Genomic DNA, 20,789 nt, shown 5'->3' on the forward strand with positions numbered 1-20,789 from the left:
GGGCGGGAACCTTTCTGGTGCTCTGTGACGTTGCATGGAAACATATGAAGTCATAGTTCAAAGCTCAAGGCCCTCTTAGGGTAAAGCTTGAGTCAACGTGCAAGGTGGTGGCCGTGAACCAGCAGCAGCACCTCAACGGCGGCGCCCGAAAAGCCGTCTTCGCCCCGGTCGGCAACCGGGCGCGGGTGGACGCCGTCGTCAGCCGGCTCGGGGACGCCATCGAGCTCGGACTGCTCGCCGACGGTGAGCAACTGCCGGGCGAGAGCGAGCTCGCCGGGCAGCTCGGTGTGTCCACGGTGACCCTGCGGGAGGCGCTGATGGCGCTGCGCCAGCAGGGTCTGGTCACCACCCGGCGCGGGCGCGGCGGCGGCAGCTTCGTGTCCCTGCCCGAGGTCCCCGGCGAGGAGCGGCTGAAGGTCCGGCTGCGCGGCTGGAGCACCGAGGAGCTGCGCGACCTCGGCGATCACTGGGCCGCCCTGTCCGGCACCGCGGCCCGGCTCGCCGCGGAGCGCACCGAGCCCGAGGATCTCGTACAACTTCGGCGTACGGCCGAGGAGTTGACGCATGCCGAGGACGCGGCGGCGCGCGGCCGGGTATACGGGCGGTTCCATGTCGAGCTGGCCGCCGCCGCGCAGTCGGCGCGGCTCACCCGGGAACAGGTCGCGCTGCAGACCGAGGTCGGGGCGCTGCTGTGTCTGGTGCTCGGCAGCGACGAATATCGTGAAGAAGCCGCAGACCGTCACCGCTCCGTAATCTCGGCCGTGCAAGATGGGGCCCACGATTCGGCCAGGGAGCTGGCCGAGCGGTGCGTGCAGGAATCCACGGCGCGGCTGATCGCCGAGCGGTTGGCCCTGTAGCCGGCACCGCGTCCGCTCCCCGTCTGCTGGAGGGCACGCATGAGCCTCGCGACGGCACCGCCGGCCACGGCACCCGAGCAGTCCGTCGCGGCCGGGGTGCGCTCGGCCCTGGAGTCCGTGTTCGACGCCGTGGCAGCCTCCCGCGCCGACACGACGGCGCTGCTCGCCAAGGTGGCCGCACAGGGCCGCCGCCCCGCGACCGTCGACCTCGCCGCACTGCGCCCGGGCCTCCATCTCCGGCTGGCCCGGCACGAGTTGGTGTCCGGCGTCGGCTTCGTCGCCGCGCCGGGACTGCTGAGCGACGTACCGGCCTGGCTGGAGTGGTGGCAGACCACCTCCGACGGGGGCATCCGACCGCTGCTGCTCGACCTCGATCCCGAGCAGTCGGCGTACGCCGACTACACGCACTGGGACTGGTTCGCGCTGCCCCGTGACACCGGGGAGCGGGCGGTCGCCGGACCGTACGTCGACTACCTCTGCTCGGACGAGTACAGCCTCACCCTGTCCGCGCCGGTGCACGTGGAGGGACGGTTCGCGGGGGTGGCCGCGGCGGACGTGTATCTACGGCACTTCGAGGCGGCCGTGATGCCGATGCTCCGTCAACTGCCCGGTCCGGCACGGCTGGTGAACGCGCGCGGCCGGGTCGCCGCGTCCACCGACCCGCGTCACCTGGTCGGTTCGCTCAGCAAGGGCCCGGACTTCGCGGAGGCGCTCGCGGCGGGCCGGGCGGGGTATGCGCGAGGACTGCGGCTGGTGCCGTGCGACGGGGTGCCGCTGGTGCTGGTCGTCGCCGAGCGCTGACCCCAACTCGCATGGAGATGTGGCGAGTTGGGGCGGTGCTCACTCGGCCGCCGGGACCACCCTCAGGTGTCCCGCACCGCGTCCCGGCCTGCGCGTCCTGGGCGGCGGGGTACGGCGGGCCTCGCGCAGGACCAGCGTCAGACGCGTATAGCCCATGTTCTCAAGGGTCTTGGGGGTCTCGCCGACGACCCGGCAGTCCGTGACGCCCCAGCGCGGGTCGGGGTGCAGTACGGGGCGGACCGCGCCGTCGTGCTCCACGGCCTCCTCGCCCACCGCGCGGATCCAGTGCGGCAGGCCCTGCCGGTAGGCGGCCTCCATGATCGGGTCCTGGGCGATGTCGCGACGGATCGCCTGCAGGCCGTGGTCGTGGCCGTGGCTCTCCACGACGGAGGCGAAGTGGGCCAGCATCGGCAGGCACCAACTCGACTCGTGCTCACCGAGAACCGTGCTCGCGTCGGGGTGGAAGAGCACGAACCTGAGGAAGTTGTCGCCCGGCATGGCCGTCGGATGCGGACCGACCGCCCGGAAAAGTGACTTGAACGCACCGTTGGTCAACACCACGTCCCAGCGGTGGTCCATGACGACGGACGGGAAGGGGACGGCCTCCAGCAGCGTGGCGTAGTCCAGCAGATACGCCTGGGCCTCGGGACTCTCGGGGGCGGGCCGCGGTGCGGACCGCTGCCCACCTGCCTGGTACGCCATCGGGAGGTCACCCCTCTTGCCTATGCGGCCTTCTCGCGGCGCCCTGATCCTGCTGCTCCGACGCGAGCCGTGTCAACTATCGTGGCATTTCATGCTTGTTGACGGCTGAAATTGGCCACAGTTGTGGCGAGACCTGGATGCGAGTTCGAACGAACCGCTACCCTCCGGGATGTTCACGGCCACCGTTTGTGAGAAGCCTGTGAGAGACGTAGGAGATCTGTCGGTGTCGGATGGCTTCGAGGTACCGGGCGCGACGGCGGGCGCCGTGCTGCCCGCCGTCGTCGACCGCGTCACCGCGCTCGCCGAGCGGCTCGACGTTCCGCAGGCCGAGGTCTTCCATGTGGGCCGGATCTCCGTGGCCTCCGGTGTTCCGGACTCCGTGGTCAGGGCCCTGCTGAGCGGTCGTCCCGCGGGCGAGCCCGATGTGCAGGCCCGGTTCCTGCAGCGCCTCGACCTGTTGCGGCGCACCAGACTCAAGCCCAACGGGCGCAAGTACACCCAGCAGGAGATCGCCGACGGCGCGGGCATGTCGCGCCAGCAGGCGGGCGCGCTCATCAACGGCGACCGGCGTCCCACGATGGAGCACTGCGACGCGCTCCAGCGCTTCTTCCGGGTGCACGCCGGATTCCTCACGGCCGAGGACCCCGAGGCCCTCGCGGGTGCCCTCCAGCGCACCGAGCAGGAGCTGTTGCAGAAGCTCGCCGACCGCGAGCGGGCGGCGGCCGAGGCCGCCGGAGACCCGCTGGAGCGGCTGCTGCAGGACCACGGGGTGCGCGGAATCGCCTGGCGCGCCGCGCAGTTGCCGACCGACCAGCACCGCGACAAGGTCGCCGAGTGGCTGGACATGCTCCTGGAGAGCGTGAAGCGTCCCGAGGCGTGATCCGGGGCCGCACGGCCGAGAATTGACGGGGTGTCAGGTGGCGCTGCGTTCGCTCGCCTCCCTCAAGTCCCGTTCCAGGGCTCCGCTCTGCGCCGTGGTGCCGGGCCCGCCCTCGCACAGGAGGTCGCGCCAGTGCTCGCGGCTCCAGTGGGCCGGGGTGGTGGTGCCGGTGAACTCCGTGACCAGGGCGAGGAATCGGGCCGGGTCGGTGTGGAACGGGAAGTGTCCCGCCCCCTCGAAGATCTCCAGCCGGCTGCCCGGCATGGCCTCGTGGGCGCCGTGGGCGTGCCGTACCGGCACCACGCTGTCCCGGTCGCCCCACAGCAGCATCGTCGGCATGCCCTCGGTCAGATAGCAGCGGTCGAGCATGGTCACGACCTGACCGCGCCAGTCGACGACCGCGCGCAGGGTGCGGATGAAGGCGTTGCGGGCGGTCTCGTCGGGCAACGCGTCGACGAGGGTGAGGAGTTCGGGGGCGTCCTGACCGAGGTCGGTGTCGAGGAGCCTCATCAGGCCCACGGCGAGGCCGACCTGGAGGCGCATGCCGGGCAACCGGAGCGCGGACAGGGCGAGATGGGAGCCCGGAAGGGTGACGAGCCGCAGCACGGGGTTGACCTCGCGGCCCACGCCGCCGGCGCTGACGAGGACGAGCCGTTCGGTGCGTTCGGGGAACTGGTAGGCGAACTGCATCGCCACTCCCCCGCCCAGCGAGTGCCCGAGCAGGGTCGCGGACTCGATGCCGAGGGTGGTGAGCAGATCGCGCACGCCGTTCGCGTAGGCGGCGACCGAGTAGTCGGCCCGTGGTTTGTCGGAGGCGCCGTGGCCGAGGAGGTCGGGGGCGATCACCGTGTGGGTGCGGGCGAGCTGCGGGATCAGCTCGGCCCAGGTGGCCGAGGAGTCGCCGATGCCGTGGATGAGGACGAGCGCCGGGCCCTGGCCGGCCATGCGGAAGGCACGGCGGTATCCGTGCACGACGCGGTACTGGAGCGTGAGTTCCGCGTCGCCCACCGGGCGCAGCCGTGCGGCGCGCGCCGGGCGCCGTGCCGGGACGTCCTCCACCCACTCGCCTCCCGTTCACCTGGCCGCCCGCGGACGGCCGAAAACCCTTCCTCTCAGCGTAGGGCCGCTGTCCCATCGGGGATTTCGGGGACGTTTCGCCTCCGCTAAGCGGGCGAACCGGGGCCCGGGGAAACGGGATTGTCAGTGGCAGGCGGCAAGCTGGAGTCGTGCCACCGCCGTGCGGGGGCGCACGACGCCGATCAGGGGAGAGCCGTCCTATGCAGACCGCAGTGATGACCGACCGCGAGCGCGCCGCCGTCCAGGCCTATCTCCGGCTGCTGCACACGGTCAGAGCCGCCTTCGACGGCCCCCCGGGCGACCCCCGCCCGGTCCTGGTCCCGCCCTCGGTGCTGGCCGAGGCGGACCAGGCCCTGACGGACGCCGGACTCGCGGGCAACGAGGAGGCGTTCTTCGGACTGCTGGAGAGCTGGTGCCCGGAGGGATGACGAGGTGGGTCACGGATGCGGGACCGTGACCGCCGTGGCGACCAGTCCCCGTCGTACGGTCCAGCGGCCCTCGAAGGTGTCGAGGCGCTCGCCGTCGACCACCGGGCCGGGGACGAGGAGGCGGGCGCGCAGGCCGCCGCGTGCTTCGTCGCCGGGGTCGGCGAAGAGTTCGATGTCGGCCTCCGAGAAGTCCAGCCACTTCCCGGTGAGGGGGAACCAGGCCTTGTAGACGGACTCCTTGGCGCTGAACAGGAGCCGGTCCCAGTGCACGGCGGGCAGTTGGGCCGCGAGCCGTGTCAGCCGTTCCTGTTCGGCGGGCAGGGAGACGGAGCGGAGGACGCCGTCGGGGAGCGGTGCATGGGGTTCGGCGTCGATGCCGAGCGAGGCGAGGTCGGTGGCGCGGGCCAGCGCGGCGGCGCAGTAGCCGTCGCAGTGGGTCATGCTGCCGATGAGTCCGGCGGGCCAGGTCGGCGCGCCGTGGGCACCGGGCAGGATCGGCTGCGGGGGTACGCCGAGCTTCTCCATGGCGCGCCGGGCGCAGGCCCGTACGGCGGTGAACTCGCGCCGCCGTTTGGGGACCGCGCGGGCCACCCGGGCCTCTTCCTCGGGGTACAGCGGGGCGTCCTGGAACCCCTCGTCACCGTGTGTCTCCACGGTCACCACGGGCTCCGGGAGCAGCTCCTCGATCACCGGCTCCGACCTCCATCGGCAGGATGCGGCGCAGTCGTCCCGGGGGTTCCGGGCGCTTCTGCCACTCGCGGGGGTATCCCACGGACACCTCTTCGAAGCGGACGCCCTCGTGGTGGGTGGTCCGCGGGATGTGGAGATGGCCGTAGACCATGGTGTCCACGCGGAATCTGCGGTGCCAGTCGGCGGTCAGGGTGGTGCCGCACCACATGGCGAACTCGGGGTACCACAGGACTTCGGTGGGGTGCCGGTCCAGCGGGTAGTGGTTGATCAGGACCGTGGGCAGGCTGTCGGGGATCCCGGTGAGCCTGCGTTCGGTCTCGGCGACCCGGGCCCGGCACCAGGCCTCGCGGCTGGGGTAGGGGTCGGGGTGCAGCAGGAACTCGTCGTTGCAGACGATGCCGGTGCCGTGCGCGTACGTCAGTCCCTCGTCCTTGGTGGCGCAGCCGGGCGGGAGGAACGAGTAGTCGTAGAGGAGGAAGAGCGGGGCCACGGCGACCGGGCCGCCGGGGCCGTCCCAGACGGGGTAGGGGTCCTCGGGGGTGAGGACGCCGAGCTCCCGGCACAGGGCGACGAGGTGGTCGTAGCGGGCGACGCCGCGCAGCGTGACGGGGTCCCTGGGGTGGGTCCACAGTTCGTGGTTCCCGGGGGACCACAGGACCTTGCGGAAGCGGCCGGCGAGGAGTTCGAGGACCCAGCGGATGTCGGTCACGGTCTCGGCGATGTCACCGGCCACGATCAGCCAGTCCTCGTCCGTGCCGGGGCGCATGTTCTCGACCAGGGCGCGGTTCTCGGCGTACCCGATGTGCAGGTCGCTGATGGCCAGCAGCTGTCCGGCACCGCCGGCCGTCGGCTCCACCCCTCGCCCCCTCCGCGCGCACGAATGAGGCCACGAGATCACATCCCGCCGTACCGCGACAAGACGGCGGGGCCGCCGGGGCGGCGGTCCGGACGGTGCTCGGGGCGGTCCGGTGCCGGGAGTTCATGGGCCGGGTGGGCAGGATCGGGAAATCCGTAACACGGGCGTTGCACGCGGCACCCCTTGAAAGCCGTATGATCGCCCCAACACCACCGCCATGAACGCCTCTTCGCCGAGGGCGGTTTGGTGTCCCTCCAACCACCCTGGCCGGGCACGGCCTCGCTCCGCCGTGCCCGCGAACCCGAAAGGACGGCCCTGCATGGTCTCTCGCGTACGCGTCTGGCTCAACCGCACGTACGCGGAGAACGTGTTCTTCATGGATCAGCTGCGGAGAAATCCCAGCGATCGGGCCGTCGAGATCCATGCCACGCACGGCGACGCGGACTCCCCCGTACTGGCCGCCGCCGACACCGCCGACCTGGAGCCCGAGGGCCTGTCCCCGGCCGGTTACGTCGAGTACGCCCTCGACCAGTGCGCCCGCCGCGGCATCGACGTGTTCGTGCCCCGGCTGCACCAGTCGGAGATCGTGGCGCACCGCGCGGACTTCGAGGCGGTGGGCACGGCACTGCTGGCGCCGACCCCCGAGGCCGTCGCCGTCTTCCACGACAAGGTGATCGCGTACGAGGCCGTCCAGGCGATCGGCGTGCCTGTGCCGCCGTGGTGGCGGGTGCGGACGGCGCCCGAACTCGTCGCGGCCGTCGAGGAGTTGGAGGCGGCCGGGCACAAGGCGTGCTTCAAGCCGGCGTCCGGCGCGGGCGGGGTGGGCTTCCGCGTGGTCACGCGCGCCCCCTTCTCGCTCATGCACCTCAACGGATTCCCGAGCCCCTACGTCCCGCTCGACACGGTCGTCGAGGCGCTGGAGCAGGCCGACGAGCAGGTCGACTGGCTGGTCATGCCGCGCCTGGAGGAGCCGGAGGTGTCGGTGGACTGCCTGACCGGTCCCGACAACCTGGTCCGGCTCGCCGTGGGCCGCACGAAGAACGGCCGCCGGCGCGGTTTCACCCTGCACGAGCAGTGGCTGGAGCCGGCCCGCCGGATCGCGGAGGGCTTCGGGCTGCACTACCTGTCCAACATCCAGTTCCGGATGTTCGGCGACAGGCCCGTGCTGATGGACGTCAACACCCGTCCCGCGGGCGGCCTGCACCAGCTGTCGCTGTGCGGGGTCAACGCCCCTTGGGCAGCAGTGCAGTTGGCGCTCGGCGAGGACCCGGGCACGATGGAGCCGCCGTTCCTGGGCGCGGACTACGCGGTGGTCTCGGGCCCCCGTCAGCTGCGTCCCGTGATGCTCCCGCACCAGCGCGCGGAGGAGTCGGAGCCCCTACTCCCGACGGTGCCCGCGCAGACCGAGGCGGAGCCGGAGACCACCCGCGCACCGGAGCTGGACAGCCGGGCGGCGGCCCGCGCCTAGGCCGCCAAGGTCTCTCCTTCCCCCTCCGCGCCACAACTTCATACCGGTCTGGACCAATCATGGCGCAGCACCTTGACACCATGATTGGTCCAGACCAAATTGGTTGCGCACCTTCCTGCACTCCCGAACACCCCCATTCCTTCAGGGAGATCGCGTGCGCGACACACTCAGACGTTCCAGACGTCGGCTCCTGGCCCTGCTCGGTACCGCCGCCCTGGCCATGGCCGGGGCCATCGCCCTGCCCGGTACCGCGCAGGCGGCCAACGTCCTGACCAACCCCGGCTTCGAATCGGGTTCCCTGTCCCCCTGGTCCTGCACCGGAAACCTCGGCTCGGTGGTCTCCTCCCCGGTGCACGGCGGCTCCAAGGCCCTTGCGGGCGCGGTGAGTTCGAGCGACACCGCCCAGTGCTCCCAGACGGTCGCCGTGCAACCGAACACGGCGTACTCGCTCAGCGGCTGGGTGCGCGGCAGTTATGTCTACCTCGGTGTCAACGGCGGTTCCTCGACGTGGACTTCGTCCCCGTCGGCGTACGCCCAGTTGACGACGTCGTTCACCACCGGCGCCTCGCAGACCAGTGCCACCATCTACGTCCACGGCTGGTACGCGCAGGGCACCTACTACGCGGACGACATCAGCCTCGACGGTCCCGGCGGTGGCGGCGGTGGCGACACCCAGGCGCCGACCGCGCCGACCGGACTGACCTCCACGGGCAAGACGTCCTCCAGCGTGTCCCTGTCGTGGGGCGCCTCGACGGACAACGTGGGTGTCACGGCGTACGACATCTACAGCGGTGCGAACCAGGTCCTCAGCGTCTCCGGTACGAGCGCCACGGTCAGCGGGCTCTCGTCCAGCACCGCCTACACGTTCACCGTGAAGGCGCGGGACGCGGCCGGGAACTCCTCGGCGGCCTCCAACGCGGTGAGCGTCACCACGAGTGCCGGCACCGGCGGCGGCACCGGGTTCACGCAGGCCGCGCCCTACCTGTACGAGGGCTGGGGCGATCCGCCGAGCCCGAGCACGGTGATGAGCGCGACCGGCATCAAGTGGTTCACGATGGCGTTCGTGCTGGACTCCGGCGGCTGCACCCCCGCCTGGGACGGCAGCCGGGCCCTGACCGGTGGCGTCGACCAGACCGCCATCAACCAGATCCGCGCGGCGGGCGGCGACATCGTGCCGTCGTTCGGCGGCTGGCAGGGCAGCAAGCTCGGCGCCAACTGCTCCTCGGCGAGCGCGCTCGCCGGCGCGCTGCAGAAGGTGATCGACGCCTACGGCCTCAAGGCGATCGACATGGACATCGAGAACACGGACGAGTTCGAGAACGAGGCCGTCCAGGCGAAGATCCTGACCGCGCTGAAGACCGTCAAGGCCAACAACCCCGGTCTGAGGACGATCGTCACCTTCGGCACCTCGACCACCGGCCCGACGTACTACGGCAACCGGCTGATCGAGCAGGCGCAGTCGCTCAACGCCAACATCGACGTCTTCACCATCATGCCGTTCGACTTCGGCGGCGGCGCCGACATGTACGGCAACACGGTCGCCGCGGCCGAGGGCCTGAAGACCAAGCTGAAGTCCACGTTCGGGTGGGACGACGCGACGGCCTACTCGCACATCGGCATCTCGGGCATGAACGGTCTGTCGGACCAGTCGGAGACCACGACTCCCGCCATCTGGACGCAGATCCGTGACTGGTCGAACTCGCACCACATCGCACGGCTCGCGTTCTGGTCGGTCAACCGTGACCGCGGGTGTGCCGGTGGCGGAGTGGTGAGCAACTGCTCCGGCATCAGCCAGAACACCTGGCAGTTCACGTCCATCACGGCCGGTTTCACCGGCTGAGCGTCAGCGTGGGGGTGCCCCGTCGGGGTACCCCCACGCCCGCGCCAACTCCGTGAGCCTGGGCGGCAGTTCGGTGGCCGGATCGGCGGTGCGGGCGGGCTGGACCCGCCCCGACTTGAGGGTGCTGCTCCAGTCGCCGAGCTGCGGCCGGTGGACGCCGTGGTCCTTGCTGCCGTAGTCGAGCATGCCGCTCTCCCAGGGGACACCGAGGTACTCGCACAGGCCGCGGGTCGACTTCTCCGGTTCGGCGGTGAGTTCCTCGTACGTCATCACATGGGCGTCGAGATTCTGCCGGGCCTCCTCCAACTTCTCGGCGTAGCCCAGGACTTCGGCTCGGATCGCCTCGTGGTCGGGGTCGTCGCGGCGGGCGGTGAGCGAGGCGACGACGGCGCCGGGGTGGCGCAGCAGCAGGATGTAGCGGGCGTGCGGCCAACATCGGTGCAGGCGGGGCCAGATGAGGGTGTTGGGCGGGGTCTTGTCGACGATGACGTCCTTGCCGCTGCGCTGCAGTTCGAGGTGGAGCACCCGGTCCCACAGGACGTGTTCCAGCTCCTCCTTGTCGAGCGCGAGCGCCCGCATGGCGTCGTCGGTGAACTCACGGGAGAGATGGACGTGCAGGGTGCGCAGATGCATCTCGTGCGGGGCGCGGATCCGGCTGTGACTGTTCATCAGTACCCGCAGCAGCGTGGACCCGGAGCGCACGGAGGACAGCACGAACACCGGCGAGTCCACCAGGCGCGGGGCGCGCGGCGCGGTGTAGCCGTCGGCGGCCGGCCGGGGCGCGGGCATCGCGTCGAGGTGGCGGCGCGGCGGGCTGACCGCCTGGGCCATCAGCCTCCCCCGCCGCCGCAGCCCCTTGCCGATCGCGGACATCCGCGGGTCTCGCATGCTGACACCTTTCTCTCGCCGTTCCCTCCGAATCCCAGAGGGGGCAGGCGAACTCCAGGTGTCACGGAGTGGAACGGCGCGGGCCGCAATCGGCAGAAAAGCGCCGCTGACCTGCCCGCTTACCGTTTCCTTAATTCTTGATGGGAACTGGTCCACGCACCGAGACGCGCAGGCGTCTCAGAACCGGCCCGAGCCGCGGTACAGCTCCAGTTCCCCGTCGAGTTCCACGGCCAGCACGGTGGCGTGCGGGTCGAGGTCGGCCTCGGCGGGCGGGTCGATCCACAGCACGCCGACGGCCTCGTGCAGCCCCCCGATCACCCGGTGGGCGAGTTCGGTGCCGGTGCCGAGCACGGTGACCCTGCGCACTGGGGTGACCAGCCCTCGGACGCCGATCTCGGCGCGCGGGACGTCGAACAGGGTGAGATAGAGGGTGCGGCCGTCGGCGGAGAGGGTGCTCGGCCCGTAGTGGTGCCCGGCCGGGAGGCCGCGGACCGTGCCGTACACGGCGTCGGAGTGCTTGCGGATCCACTCCCCCAGGCCTTCGAGGCGCTCGACCTGCGGCTGCGGGACGGTGCCGTCCTCCATCGGGCCGACGTCGAGGAGGAGGTTGCCGCCCCCGCCGATCGTCTCCGTGAAGTAACGGACCAGCTGGCTCAGGGACTTGTGGTTGTCGTCGTGGTGCCGGTAGCCCCACGAGTCGTTGATGGTGAGGCACAACTCCCAGGGCCCGTCCGGGGGTTCGATGGGGGCGCCCTGTTCCGGTGTCGCGTAGTCGCCCTCGCTGAGCATGCGGGCGTTGAAGACGACGTGCGGTGAGTACGAGCGGATGAGCGCCGCGAGTTCCTTGATGCGCCACTGCTCCTCGCTGCGGTCCCACTCGCCGTCGAACCACATCAGGTCGGGCCGGTAGCGGGAGGCCAACTCCCGTATCTGGCCGTCCCGATAGGCGATGAACCGCTCCCAGGCCGCCAGGTCCTCGTCCTCGGCCGAGCACTCGGAATACCGGTTGTCCTCCTGCTCCGGCGGGCGGCCCGGCTTGCGGGTGGTGGCGTAGTCGGGGTGGTTCCAGTCGGAGTGCGAGTAGTAGAGGCCGACCTTCAGGCCCTGCTCGCGGAGTGCGTCGGCGTAGCCGGTGAGGTAGTCCTCGCCGAGGTTGAGATCGCCGAACTCGGTGTCCCACAGGGCCACTCCGTCGTGGTGGCGGCTGGTGAGGACGGCGTACTTGGCGCCGGCGCGGGCGAACAGGTCGGCCCAGGCGCGCGGGTCGTACTTCGCTCCGGTGAACCGGCCGAGCTGGGACATGTACTGGTCGTGCGGCACGATGTCGTCGTAGAACGACCAGGACTCCTGGACGCCGTCGACGGCGTAGATCCCCCAGTGGACGAAGATCCCCAACTTGGCGTCGGTGAACCATGGTTGCATGGGCACGGCTGAACTCCCGTTACGTACAAGGTCAGTTGGGGGATGCCGGAGGGCGGGCCCGGCGTGCGACGACCGGGCCCGCCCTCCGGGGTTCTACTGGCCCGCGTCCGCCCGCTTCAGACGGAGCGTCAGGATCTGGAAGGGCCGCAGGGCGACGGCGACCGAGCCCTCGCCGAAGGAGACCTCCTCCTCCAGCGGTCGTTCCAGCAGGTCGGTGATCCGGGCGCCGGCGAGCGGGAAGCCCGTGCGCAGCGTGCCCTCGGCGCGACCGCCGTTCGACTCGTAGAGCCGGACCACGACGTCGCCGGACTCGTCGTCGGCGAGCTTGACCGCCTCGACGGTGATGCCGTCGCCGTCGACGGAGACGACCGGTTCCGCGGCTCCGCCCGAATCGGACACCCGCAGCGGGAGGTTGAGGGCGTAGCCCTCGGCGACCGCGTCCTCGATGCTCGCGCCGGGCAGCAGCGAGTAGACGAAGCGGTGCCTGCCCTGGTCGGCGCCCGGGTCCGGGATGCGCGGGGCGCGCACCAGGCTGAGGCGGACCGTGGTCGTCGTACCGCCGTCCTCGCGGACGGTGCGGGAGACGTCGTGGCCGTACGTCGAGTCGTTGATGACGGCGACGCCGTAGCCGGGCTCGGCGAGGTGCACCCAGCGGTGGCCGGAGACCTCGAAACGGGCCGCCTCCCAGCTGGTGTTGGTGTGCGTGGGCCGCTGGATGTGGCCGAACTGGATCTCGGCGGAGGAGTGCGCCGCCCGGATGTCCACCGGGAAGCCGGCCTTGAGGAACTTCTCGGCCTCGTGCCAGTCGATGTCGGTCTCGAAGTCGATCCGGGCGCTGCCCGCGCGGAGGGTGATCGTCTGCACGATCTTCGAGCCCTTGCCGAAGGACCGCTCCACGCGGATCGCGCCGAGCAGCGGGTCCTGTTCGACGACGGTGATGGAGTCGGCGTCCAGGAGGTCGGTGAAGCGGTTCTTGTAGTGCTTGTCTACGTCCCACGCGTCCCAGTAGTTCGGGAGGTCGGTGTGCAGGCGCAGCAGGTTGCCCTGGTCGGCGAGGACTTCACGGCCGCCGTGGCGCAGATCGCGCACGGAGGCGAGGGTGCCGTCGTCGGCGAGTTCGACGCGGACGATGCCGTTGTCGAGGACGCGGTCGGTGACGGCGACCGCCTGCGGGACGTACTCGGCGGCCAGCGGGGCGCTGCCGTTCGCGGGGACCGTCGCGTACATCGGCACACCGGTCGCCGTACGGATGACCTCGGCGCGGTCGTAGGGGCTGGTGTTGAAGACGCGGGTCCCGCTGCCGCCGAGCGCGGCGACGGCCGCCGTCGTCAGCTCCTCCAACTCCGTTGCCACACGCGCGTATTCGGCCTCGGCCTCGCGGTGCACCCAGGCGATCGAGGAGCCCGGCAGGATGTCGTGGAACTGGTGCAGCAGGACCGTCTTCCACAGCCGGTCGAGCTTCTCGTACGGGTACGCGTAGCCCGGTGCGTGCAGCGCGGCCGTGGTCGCCCACAACTCGGCCTCGCGCAGCCGGTGTTCGCTGCGCCGGTTGCCCTGCTTGGTGCGGGCCTGGGAGGTGTAGGTGGCGCGGTGGAGTTCGAGGTAGAGCTCGCCGACCCAGACCGGGGCGTCCGGGTACTCGGCGCGGGCCTTGGCGAAGAACTCGTCGGGGTGCTCGACGACGACCTTCGGCGAGCCCTCCAGGTCGGCGAGCCTGCGCGCCCGTTCCATGATCTCGCGGGTGGGGCCGCCACCGCCGTCGCCCCAGCCGAACGGGGCCAGGGAGCGGGTGGCGCTGCCCTTCTCCTGGTAGTTGCGGACCGCGCGGGACATCTCCTCGCCGCTGAAGCGGGCGTTGTAGGTGTCGACCGGCGGGAAGTGGGTGAAGATGCGGGTGCCGTCGATGCCCTCCCACCAGAAGGTGTGGTGGGGGAACTTGTTGGTCTGGTTCCAGGAGATCTTCTGGGTGAGGAACCACTCGTTGCCGGCGAGCTTGGCGAGCTGCGGGTAGGCCGCGTTGTAGCCGAAGGAGTCGGGCAGCCAGACGCCCTTGGTCTCGACGCCGAAGTGCTCGATGAAGAACCGCTTGCCGTGGATCAGTTGGCGGGCGATGGCCTCGCCACCGGGCAGGTTGCCGTCGGACTCGACCCACATGCCGCCGACCGGCGCCCACTGACCGCGCTTGACGGACTCCTGGATACGGGCCCACACCTGCGGGTAGTTGTCGCGCACCCACTCGTACTGCTGGGCCTGCGAGCAGGCGAAGATGAAGTCCTCGTACTCGTCGGCGAGCGAGGTCACGTTCGAGAAGGTGCGGGACGTCTTGCGCTTGGTCTCGCGGATCGGCCACAGCCAGGCCGAGTCGATGTGCGCGTGCCCGACACCGGAGACGATGTGCGCGCTGGCGTTGGCGGGCTTGGACAGCACCGGCTTGAGCGCGGCCCGTACGTCGGCGGCCGTACCGGAGACGTCGTCCAGGTCGAGGAGGTCCAGGGCGCGGTCGAGGGCGTGCATGATCTCGTGGCGGCGGGGGTCGTGCTCGCCCAGTTCCAGCATCAGTTCGCGCAGCACCTGGACGTCGAGGTCGAGGTGGAAGACCTCCTCGTCGAGGACGGCGAGGTCGGCGCGGCGGAATGTATACAGTGGACGGTCGCCCGCGGTCAGTACATCGCCGAGCGGGGTCGGCTCGGCGAAGTTGTTGGCGAGGATGTCGGGGTTGGAGGCCGCCTCGACCAGGTAGTCGATCACCTCGCCGCCGGTCGCCGGGTTGGCGATGGCCACGTACTGGTTGAGCGGGTTGACCGCCTTGAGCGGCGTCCCGTCCGTGAGGTGGACCAGTGCCTCGGCCTGGTTGCCCGGCCAGTCGCCCGTGAACCCGAGGTCGATGACGGCCTCGACGCGCTTCCCGGCCCACTCGGCGGGCACCTGTCCACGCATCCGGAACCAGGTGGTGCCCCAGGGCGGACCCCACGGGGTGTCCATCGCGAACGGCTTGTACGGCGCCGCCGCGGCCTCCTCGAAGGGGACCGGCTCGCCGGGGGCCTGCCAGGCCTCGACCGTGAAGGGCGCGGTGGCCGCGTAGATCGCGGGCTTGATCCGCTGGTCATGGGCGCGCTGGACGCGCTCCTCGATCCGGCTGCGTTCGTCGTGCATGGGAGGTCTCCAGGGAGCCAGGGAGCTGAGCTGCTGAGAGCTTGGGGAGCTGTTGAGAACTCGCTGCCGAGATCTCGGGGAAAGCGCTTACCGAGCGGTGCCTACTTAAGGTACGCCAGACCCGGGTGGACCTCGCTGTAGCCCTCGACCAGGCGGCGCGCGACGTTCACGGAGTCGACCAGCGGGTGCAGCGCGAAGGCCTTCACCGCCGTCGTGCGGGAGCCGCTCTCGGCCGCCGCGAGGACCTCGCGCTCGACGCCCTTGACCGCGCAGACCAGGCCGGTGGCGTGGTCGGGCAGCGGGTCGACCGCGACGGGGTGGGCGCCGTTGGCGTCGACCAGGCACGGCACCTCGATGACGGCGTCCGTGTCGAGAACGGACAGCGCGCCCTGGTTGCGCACGTTGAGGATCAGGGTGGTGCGTTCGTCGCGGGCGATGGCCCGCATCAGGGCGAGGGCGACCTTCTCGTAGCCGCCGGAGAGGTCGTCGGCGTCGCGCTCGCCGGCGCCGGCGGTCTCCCGGTTCTCGGACATGTAGGTCGCCTCGCGCTCGGCGCGGGTGCGGTCCCAGACGGTCAGCGCGGACGCGTCGGGGCGCTTCATCTCGTCGTAGAACTGCGCCTGCTGGTCGCGGAGGAACGCGCCGCGGGTCCGCTCGACCTCGCTGTAGGCGCGGACGGTCTCACGGTTGAAGTAGTAGTAGTGCAGGTACTCGTTCGGGATGGCGCCCAGCGACTGGAGCCAGTCGGTGCCGAAGAGCTTGCCCTCCTCGAAGGAGCCGAGCAGGTCCGGGTCGGCGAGCAGGCGCGGGAGTTCGTCGCGGCCGGCGACGCGCAGGCCGCGTACCCAGCCGAGGTGGTTGAGGCCGACGTAGTCGATGAAGGCCTCGCGCGGGTTGGCGCCGAGCACCTTGGCGATACGGCGGCCGAGGCCGACCGGGGAGTCGCAGATGCCGATGACGCGGTCGCCGAGGTGGCGGGACATGGCCTCGGTGACCAGGCCCGCGGGGTTGGTGAAGTTGATGACCCAGGCGTCGGGGGCGAGGCGGGCCACGCGCCGGGCGATGTCGACGGCGACCGGGACGGTTCGTAGACCATAGGCAATACCGCCGGCGCCGACCGTCTCCTGGCCGAGGACGCCCTCGGCGAGTGCCACCCGCTCGTCGTTGGCGCGGCCCTCCAGGCCGCCGACGCGGATCGCGGAGAAGATGAAGTCGGCGCCGCGCAGGGCCTCGTCGAGGTCGGTGGTGGCGGTGACGGTGGGGGCGTCGGGCACGGTGGCGGCCTGTTCGGCCAGTACACGGGCGACCGCATACAGTCGACTGTCGTCGAGGTCGTGCAGCACCACCTCGGTGACCCGGCCCTCGCCGCGGTCCGTCAGCAGTGCCCCGTACACGAGCGGCACGCGGAACCCGCCGCCGCCCAGAATCGTCAGCTTCACGCTTTCACCTTTCCTGCCACGACGACCTCGACGCCCGCTTCCTCCAGGGAGGAACGGGTCGCCGGGTCGACCGGGGCGTTCGTCACGACCGCGTCCAGGTCCTCGGGACCGCACACCTTCGCCATGCCCGTACCCGGGAACTTCTGCGCGTCGGCGAGCAGGACGACCTTTTCGCCGGCCTTGATCATGGCCCGTTTGACCGGCACCTCGACGACCGTCGTGTCCATCACCTGTCCGCCGGGCCGCACGCCGCTGGTGCCGAGGAAGAGCCAGTCGGCGTGCAGCTGGCGCAGGTTGTCCTCGGTGAGGAAGCCCACCAGGGAGCGGTACTCGCGCCTGACCATGCCGCCGAGCAGCACCAGTTCGATGCCCTCGTCGTCGGCCAGCTCCTCGTAGACGACCAGGTTGCTGGTGATCACGGTGAGCCGGCGGCCGTGCAGCTGCCGGGCGAGCCGGTAGGCGGTGGTGCCGATGTCGAGGAGGACCGACTGCCCGTCGGCCACCATGGCGGCGGCGTGCACGGCTATCGCGTCCTTCTCGGCCACCCGCACCTCGGCGACCTCGGCGAAGGGCTGGTCGCCCTCGTCGGCCACGGCGCCGCCGTGGACCCGGGTGAGCAGTCCGTCCTCCTCCAGTTTGAGCAGGTCACGCCTGATCGTGGCGGGGCTCACACCCAGCTGCTCGGAGAGATCGGTCACGGCCGCGGGGCCACCGGAGCGCAGGGCCCGCAGGATGAGTTGATGTCGTCGTTCTGCCAGCACCCCGCGAACACTACTCGTCATCTTCAATCATTTCTATGCTCAGTTCTGCTCGGGTATTGACCAATCTCGTCGAGCAGCGCACGATTCCCGTCACCGAAATGAAGAGTTTTGACGAGCTCTCCAGCTGACGTGCCGACGAGAGGATGTGCGCGTGGACGACGACCGGCCCGATGTGCTGCTGACCGGGCTGCTCTTCTACGACCTCGTCCTCACGGGTCTGGGGCAGCCGCCGACGCCGGGCGAGGAGATCTGGACGACCGGCATGGGCTGCGGCCCCGGCGGCATCGCGAACCTCGCGGTCGCCGCCTCCCGCTTCGGCCTGAAGACGTCCCTGGCCACGGTCTTCGGCGACGACTTCTACGGCGCGTACTGCCACGAGATCCTCGCCGGCCAGGAGGGCGTCGACCTCTCCCTGTCCCGCACCGCGAACGGCTGGCACACCCCCGTCACTGTCTCGCTCGCCCAGGGCAACGACCGGGCTCTGGTCACCCACGGCCAGGAACCGCCGTACTCGCAGGACGTGCTGATGGGCGACCCGCCCGAGGCGCGGACGGCGCTGGTGCACATCGAGGCCGAACCGCGCGCCTGGCTCGCCAAGGCCTCCGCGAACGGCACACAGATCTACGCAGACGTCGGCTGGGACCCCACCCAGCAGTGGTCCACGGACCTCCTGGAGCAGCTCGCCCTGTGCCACGCCTTCCTCCCGAACGAGGCCGAGGCGATGGCATACACCCGCACCGACAGCGCGGTCGCGGCGCTCGGCACGCTCACCGAGCTGGTGCCGGTCGCGGTGATCACACGGGGCGGGGACGGGGCGATCGCCGTCGACCAGACGACCGGCGAGTACGCGGAGGTCCCGGCCCTGGCCGTGGACGTCCTGGACGCGACGGGCGCCGGTGACGTGTTCGGCGCGAGCTTCGTCGCGGCCTCGCTCGGCGGCTGGCCGCTGGAGGAACGGCTGCGGTTCGCGGTGCTCGCGGCCGGGCTGTCCGTCCAGCACCCCAGCGGCGCACTGGCGGCGCCGGGCTGGTACGGCGTCGACCGTTGGCTGCATACAGTCCGCGATCCCGAACTGCGGACTGCATACGGCTTCCTCGTCGACAGGATCCCGGCCGACCCCGGCCCGCCCGTCGCCTACGCGCCCGTCACTCCCCCCGCACGGCAGTAACCCCCCACCACCTGGCAAGTCCCCTGCAAGTCCCCCCACTTCAGCCCCTCGTATGCACGACCCGAACAGATCGAACAGATCCGAAAGGCGGTGGGAGCTGTGCGGCTCTCACGAAGAGGCCTGCTCCGTGCGGGCCTGGCCGGTACGGCCGCCACGGCGCTCGACGGCCTGGCGTCCGGCTGTGCCGTTCCGACCGGTTCCACCGGCCGGAACATGGTCCTGTGGTACTGGGACGGCGGCCTCGGCGACACGGTCGTCAAGAACGCCAAGGCGCGTTACGACAGTACGGTCGACCTCCAGGCGATCAAGATCGGCGGCTACTACCGGTCGAAGCTGATCACCACGATGGCCGGCCGGGCCCACGTCCCCGACATCGCCGGCCTCAAGGGCGAGGACATGGCGTCCTATCTGCCCAACGCCGACCAGTTCGTGGACCTCAGGACGCTCGGCGCGGACAAGTACAAGAGCCAGTACCTGACATGGAAGTGGGAGCAGGGCATCGCCGACGACGGCACGATGGTCGGCTTCCCCATCGACTGCGGTCCGGTGGCGCACTTCTACCAGTACGCCGTGTTCCGCAAGGCGGGACTGCCGTACGAACCGGCCGACGTCTCCAAGGAGTTGAACACCTGGGAGAAGTTCTTCGCGGCGGGCGAGCAGCTCCGGCAGCGGATCCCCGGGGCGTCTCTGGTCACCGACGTCAACAGCATCTTCGAGAACGCGGTGAACCAGGGCTCCAAGCGGTACGTCGACAAGGACCGCCACTTCATCGGCGGCGAGGAGCATGTGCGCCAGGCCTGGGCGCTCGCCGTGGAGGCCAAGCAGCGCAAGATCGTCTCCAATCTGGTGAGCGGTACGCCGGACCAGCTCTCGGCCGTGGAGGACGGCAAGCTGCCCAGCCAGCTGGGCGCCTCCTGGGCCACCAGTGACCTCAAGACCGGGGTGCCGAAGACCAAGGGCAGGTGGCGGGTCGCCGACATGCCGGTGCGGCCGGCCAACAACGGCGGTTCGTTCCTGTCGATCACCAAGGCGTGCCGCGAGCCCGACGAGGCCTTCCGGATCATCACCTGGATGATGAACGCGGCCAACCAGGCCCAGGGCTTCGTGGACGCGGGCCTGTTCCCGTCCACCCCCGCGTCGTACGGCCTCAAGACGCTGCGCGCGCCGGACCCGTTCTTCGGCGGGCAGGACACGATGGACATCTTCGGGCCGGCCGCGCAGAAGATCACGGTCGCCTACAACAGCCCGTTCGACATCGCGCTCGGGCAGCCCCTCAAGGACGAGATCAAGAACGTCGGTGTCCTCGGCAAGGACCCCAAGAAGGCCTGGAGTGACGCCATGAGCAAGTGCCGGCGCATAGCGGACCACCTGGGGGTGAGCTACTGATGGCCACCGCACTGGACAAGCCCCCGACCGCCGTGGGCAGTTCGTCAGCCTCCGCGCAGCCGAAGAGCGGCTTCCGCAAGTACTGGCATCTGTATGCCGCGATCTCCCCGTTCTATCTGCTGTTCCTCTGCTTCGGGCTGATCCCCGTCGGGTTCTCGTTCTACCTCTCCCTCCACCGCTGGGACGGCCTCGGTTCCATGGAGTGGGCGGGTCTGTCGCAGTACAAGTACCTGCTGAGCGACACCGACTTCTGGAACTCGATCGGCAACACCCTGATCATCTGGGCGCTGGCGACGTTCCCCATGATCTTCCTCGCGATGATCACGGCCGTGATGCTCAACTCGGCGGTTCGCTTCAAGAACGCGTACCGCTTCGCCTACTTCCTCCCGAACGTCACCTCGGTGGTGGCGATCGCGATCGTCTTCGGCTCGGTGTTCTCCACCAACTTCGGCCTGGTGAACGCCCTGTTGCAGGCGGTGGGCATCGACCAGATCGCCTGGCTGAACACCCCGTGGGGCATCAAGATCGCGATTGCGACGCTGATGACCTGGCAGTGGACCGGCTACAACGCGATCATCTTCCTCGCCGGTCTGCAGACCATCCCGAGCGAACTGTACGAAGCGGCACGGATGGACGGCGCCGGACCGGTGCAGACCTTCTTCCGGATCACGCTGCCGATGCTGCGCCCGGTGCTGCTGTTCGTGCTCGTCATCTCGACGGTCACCGGTCTGCAGAGCTTCTCCGAACCACAGGTCCTGCTGCAGAACACCTCCAACGACTCGACGTTCGCGGGCGGTCCGGGCCACTCCGGCCAGACGATGGTCCTGTACTTCTTCCAACAGACCTTCGACAACAACGACTTCGGCTACGGCGCCGCCGTCGCCTGGGGCATCTTCCTCGTCGTCATCCTCTTCTCCATCGTCAACTGGCGCCTGGTGCAGCGCCGGGGCGAAGACTAGGGAGTTCGGTCACC

General features: G+C 70.2%; 18 protein-coding genes. 9 read left to right on the plus strand and 9 right to left on the minus strand.

Features of this window, described 5'->3' with window-relative positions; all coding sequences use genetic code 11:
• The first annotated feature begins 113 nt into the window (after positions 1–113).
• Positions 114–857 (plus strand): FadR/GntR family transcriptional regulator, encoded by a 744-nt coding sequence (locus OH768_RS09575; protein ID WP_406452014.1) that lies wholly within the window; start codon positions 114–116, stop codon positions 855–857.
• 39 nt (positions 858–896) lie between these two features.
• Positions 897–1,658 carry a cache domain-containing protein gene (locus OH768_RS09580; protein ID WP_406452016.1) on the plus strand — a complete coding sequence of 254 codons (762 nt, stop codon included), beginning with the start codon at positions 897–899 and terminating at the stop codon, positions 1,656–1,658.
• Positions 1,659–1,697: 39 nt separating this feature from the next.
• On the opposite strand, the gene OH768_RS09585 is transcribed toward OH768_RS09580, so the two are convergent.
• Positions 1,698–2,360 carry a hypothetical protein gene (locus OH768_RS09585; RefSeq protein ID WP_406452018.1) on the minus strand — a complete coding sequence of 221 codons (663 nt, stop codon included), beginning with the start codon at positions 2,358–2,360 and terminating at the stop codon, positions 1,698–1,700.
• Between the two features lie 223 nt (positions 2,361–2,583).
• Here OH768_RS09585 and OH768_RS09590 point away from each other — a divergent pair, with 223 nt between their 5' ends.
• Positions 2,584–3,240, plus strand: coding sequence for a helix-turn-helix domain-containing protein (locus tag OH768_RS09590; RefSeq protein ID WP_406452020.1), 657 nt, complete (start codon positions 2,584–2,586; stop codon positions 3,238–3,240).
• A 33-nt stretch (positions 3,241–3,273) separates the two neighbouring features.
• Here OH768_RS09590 and OH768_RS09595 read toward each other — a convergent pair whose 3' ends face one another.
• A complete protein-coding gene (locus OH768_RS09595) occupies positions 3,274–4,299 on the minus strand; it encodes an alpha/beta fold hydrolase (RefSeq protein WP_406452022.1) in 1,026 nt (341 codons plus the stop codon).
• Between the two features lie 218 nt (positions 4,300–4,517).
• On the opposite strand from OH768_RS09595, the gene OH768_RS09600 reads away from it, so the two are divergent.
• On the plus strand, positions 4,518–4,745 hold the full coding sequence (locus OH768_RS09600) for a hypothetical protein (protein WP_200677520.1): 228 nt from the start codon (positions 4,518–4,520) through the stop codon (positions 4,743–4,745).
• Positions 4,746–4,754: 9 nt separating this feature from the next.
• Here OH768_RS09600 and OH768_RS09605 read toward each other — a convergent pair whose 3' ends face one another.
• Together OH768_RS09605 and OH768_RS09610 are read right to left on the minus strand one after the other, a co-directional pair.
• Entirely contained in the window at positions 4,755–5,435 is a 681-nt protein-coding gene (locus OH768_RS09605) for a 4'-phosphopantetheinyl transferase (protein ID WP_406452025.1), read from the minus strand.
• The gene (locus OH768_RS09610; RefSeq protein WP_406452027.1) at positions 5,383–6,291 is read right to left on the minus strand and encodes a metallophosphoesterase family protein; all 909 of its coding nucleotides are present in this window, start codon (positions 6,289–6,291) and stop codon (positions 5,383–5,385) included. The genes OH768_RS09605 and OH768_RS09610 overlap by 53 nt, the downstream gene beginning before the upstream one ends.
• A 319-nt stretch (positions 6,292–6,610) precedes the next feature.
• Between OH768_RS09610 and OH768_RS09615 the strand changes: the two genes are divergently transcribed.
• Positions 6,611–7,759 carry an ATP-grasp domain-containing protein gene (locus OH768_RS09615; protein ID WP_406452029.1) on the plus strand — a complete coding sequence of 383 codons (1,149 nt, stop codon included), beginning with the start codon at positions 6,611–6,613 and terminating at the stop codon, positions 7,757–7,759.
• Between the two features lie 154 nt (positions 7,760–7,913).
• Positions 7,914–9,599 (plus strand): carbohydrate binding domain-containing protein, encoded by a 1,686-nt coding sequence (locus OH768_RS09620; RefSeq protein ID WP_406452031.1) that lies wholly within the window; start codon positions 7,914–7,916, stop codon positions 9,597–9,599.
• A gap of 3 nt (positions 9,600–9,602) precedes the next feature.
• On the opposite strand, the gene OH768_RS09625 is transcribed toward OH768_RS09620, so the two are convergent.
• The 5 genes from OH768_RS09625 to OH768_RS09645 all read right to left on the minus strand — a co-directional run bounded on the left by OH768_RS09625 (position 9,603) and on the right by OH768_RS09645 (position 17,262).
• Positions 9,603–10,487 (minus strand): sulfotransferase family protein, encoded by an 885-nt coding sequence (locus tag OH768_RS09625; RefSeq protein WP_406452033.1) that lies wholly within the window; start codon positions 10,485–10,487, stop codon positions 9,603–9,605.
• A 177-nt stretch (positions 10,488–10,664) separates the two neighbouring features.
• A complete protein-coding gene (locus OH768_RS09630; protein ID WP_406452035.1) occupies positions 10,665–11,915 on the minus strand; it encodes an alpha-L-fucosidase in 1,251 nt (416 codons plus the stop codon).
• A gap of 87 nt (positions 11,916–12,002) precedes the next feature.
• A complete protein-coding gene (locus OH768_RS09635) occupies positions 12,003–15,062 on the minus strand; it encodes an alpha-mannosidase (RefSeq protein ID WP_406452037.1) in 3,060 nt (1,019 codons plus the stop codon).
• A gap of 101 nt (positions 15,063–15,163) precedes the next feature.
• Positions 15,164–16,501: a 6-phospho-beta-glucosidase gene (locus OH768_RS09640; protein ID WP_406452039.1), complete on the minus strand. Its 1,338-nt coding sequence runs from the start codon at positions 16,499–16,501 to the stop codon at positions 15,164–15,166.
• Positions 16,498–17,262 (minus strand): DeoR/GlpR family DNA-binding transcription regulator, encoded by a 765-nt coding sequence (locus OH768_RS09645; RefSeq protein ID WP_406465205.1) that lies wholly within the window; start codon positions 17,260–17,262, stop codon positions 16,498–16,500. Before OH768_RS09645 ends, OH768_RS09640 begins: the two co-directional genes overlap by 4 nt.
• A gap of 151 nt (positions 17,263–17,413) precedes the next feature.
• Between OH768_RS09645 and OH768_RS09650 the strand changes: the two genes are divergently transcribed.
• The 3 genes from OH768_RS09650 to OH768_RS09660 all read left to right on the plus strand — a co-directional run bounded on the left by OH768_RS09650 (position 17,414) and on the right by OH768_RS09660 (position 20,775).
• Positions 17,414–18,430, plus strand: a complete 1,017-nt coding sequence (locus OH768_RS09650) for a carbohydrate kinase family protein (protein ID WP_406452041.1) — start codon at positions 17,414–17,416, stop codon at positions 18,428–18,430.
• Positions 18,431–18,529: 99 nt separating this feature from the next.
• On the plus strand, positions 18,530–19,816 hold the full coding sequence (locus OH768_RS09655; protein WP_406452043.1) for an ABC transporter substrate-binding protein: 1,287 nt from the start codon (positions 18,530–18,532) through the stop codon (positions 19,814–19,816).
• Positions 19,816–20,775, plus strand: coding sequence for a carbohydrate ABC transporter permease (locus OH768_RS09660; protein ID WP_406452045.1), 960 nt, complete (start codon positions 19,816–19,818; stop codon positions 20,773–20,775). Before OH768_RS09655 ends, OH768_RS09660 begins: the two co-directional genes overlap by 1 nt.
• Positions 20,776–20,789: the final 14 nt, after the last annotated feature.

The organism is Streptomyces sp. NBC_01622 (genome assembly GCF_045209635.1).
Lineage (GTDB): Bacteria > Actinomycetota > Actinomycetes > Streptomycetales > Streptomycetaceae > Streptomyces.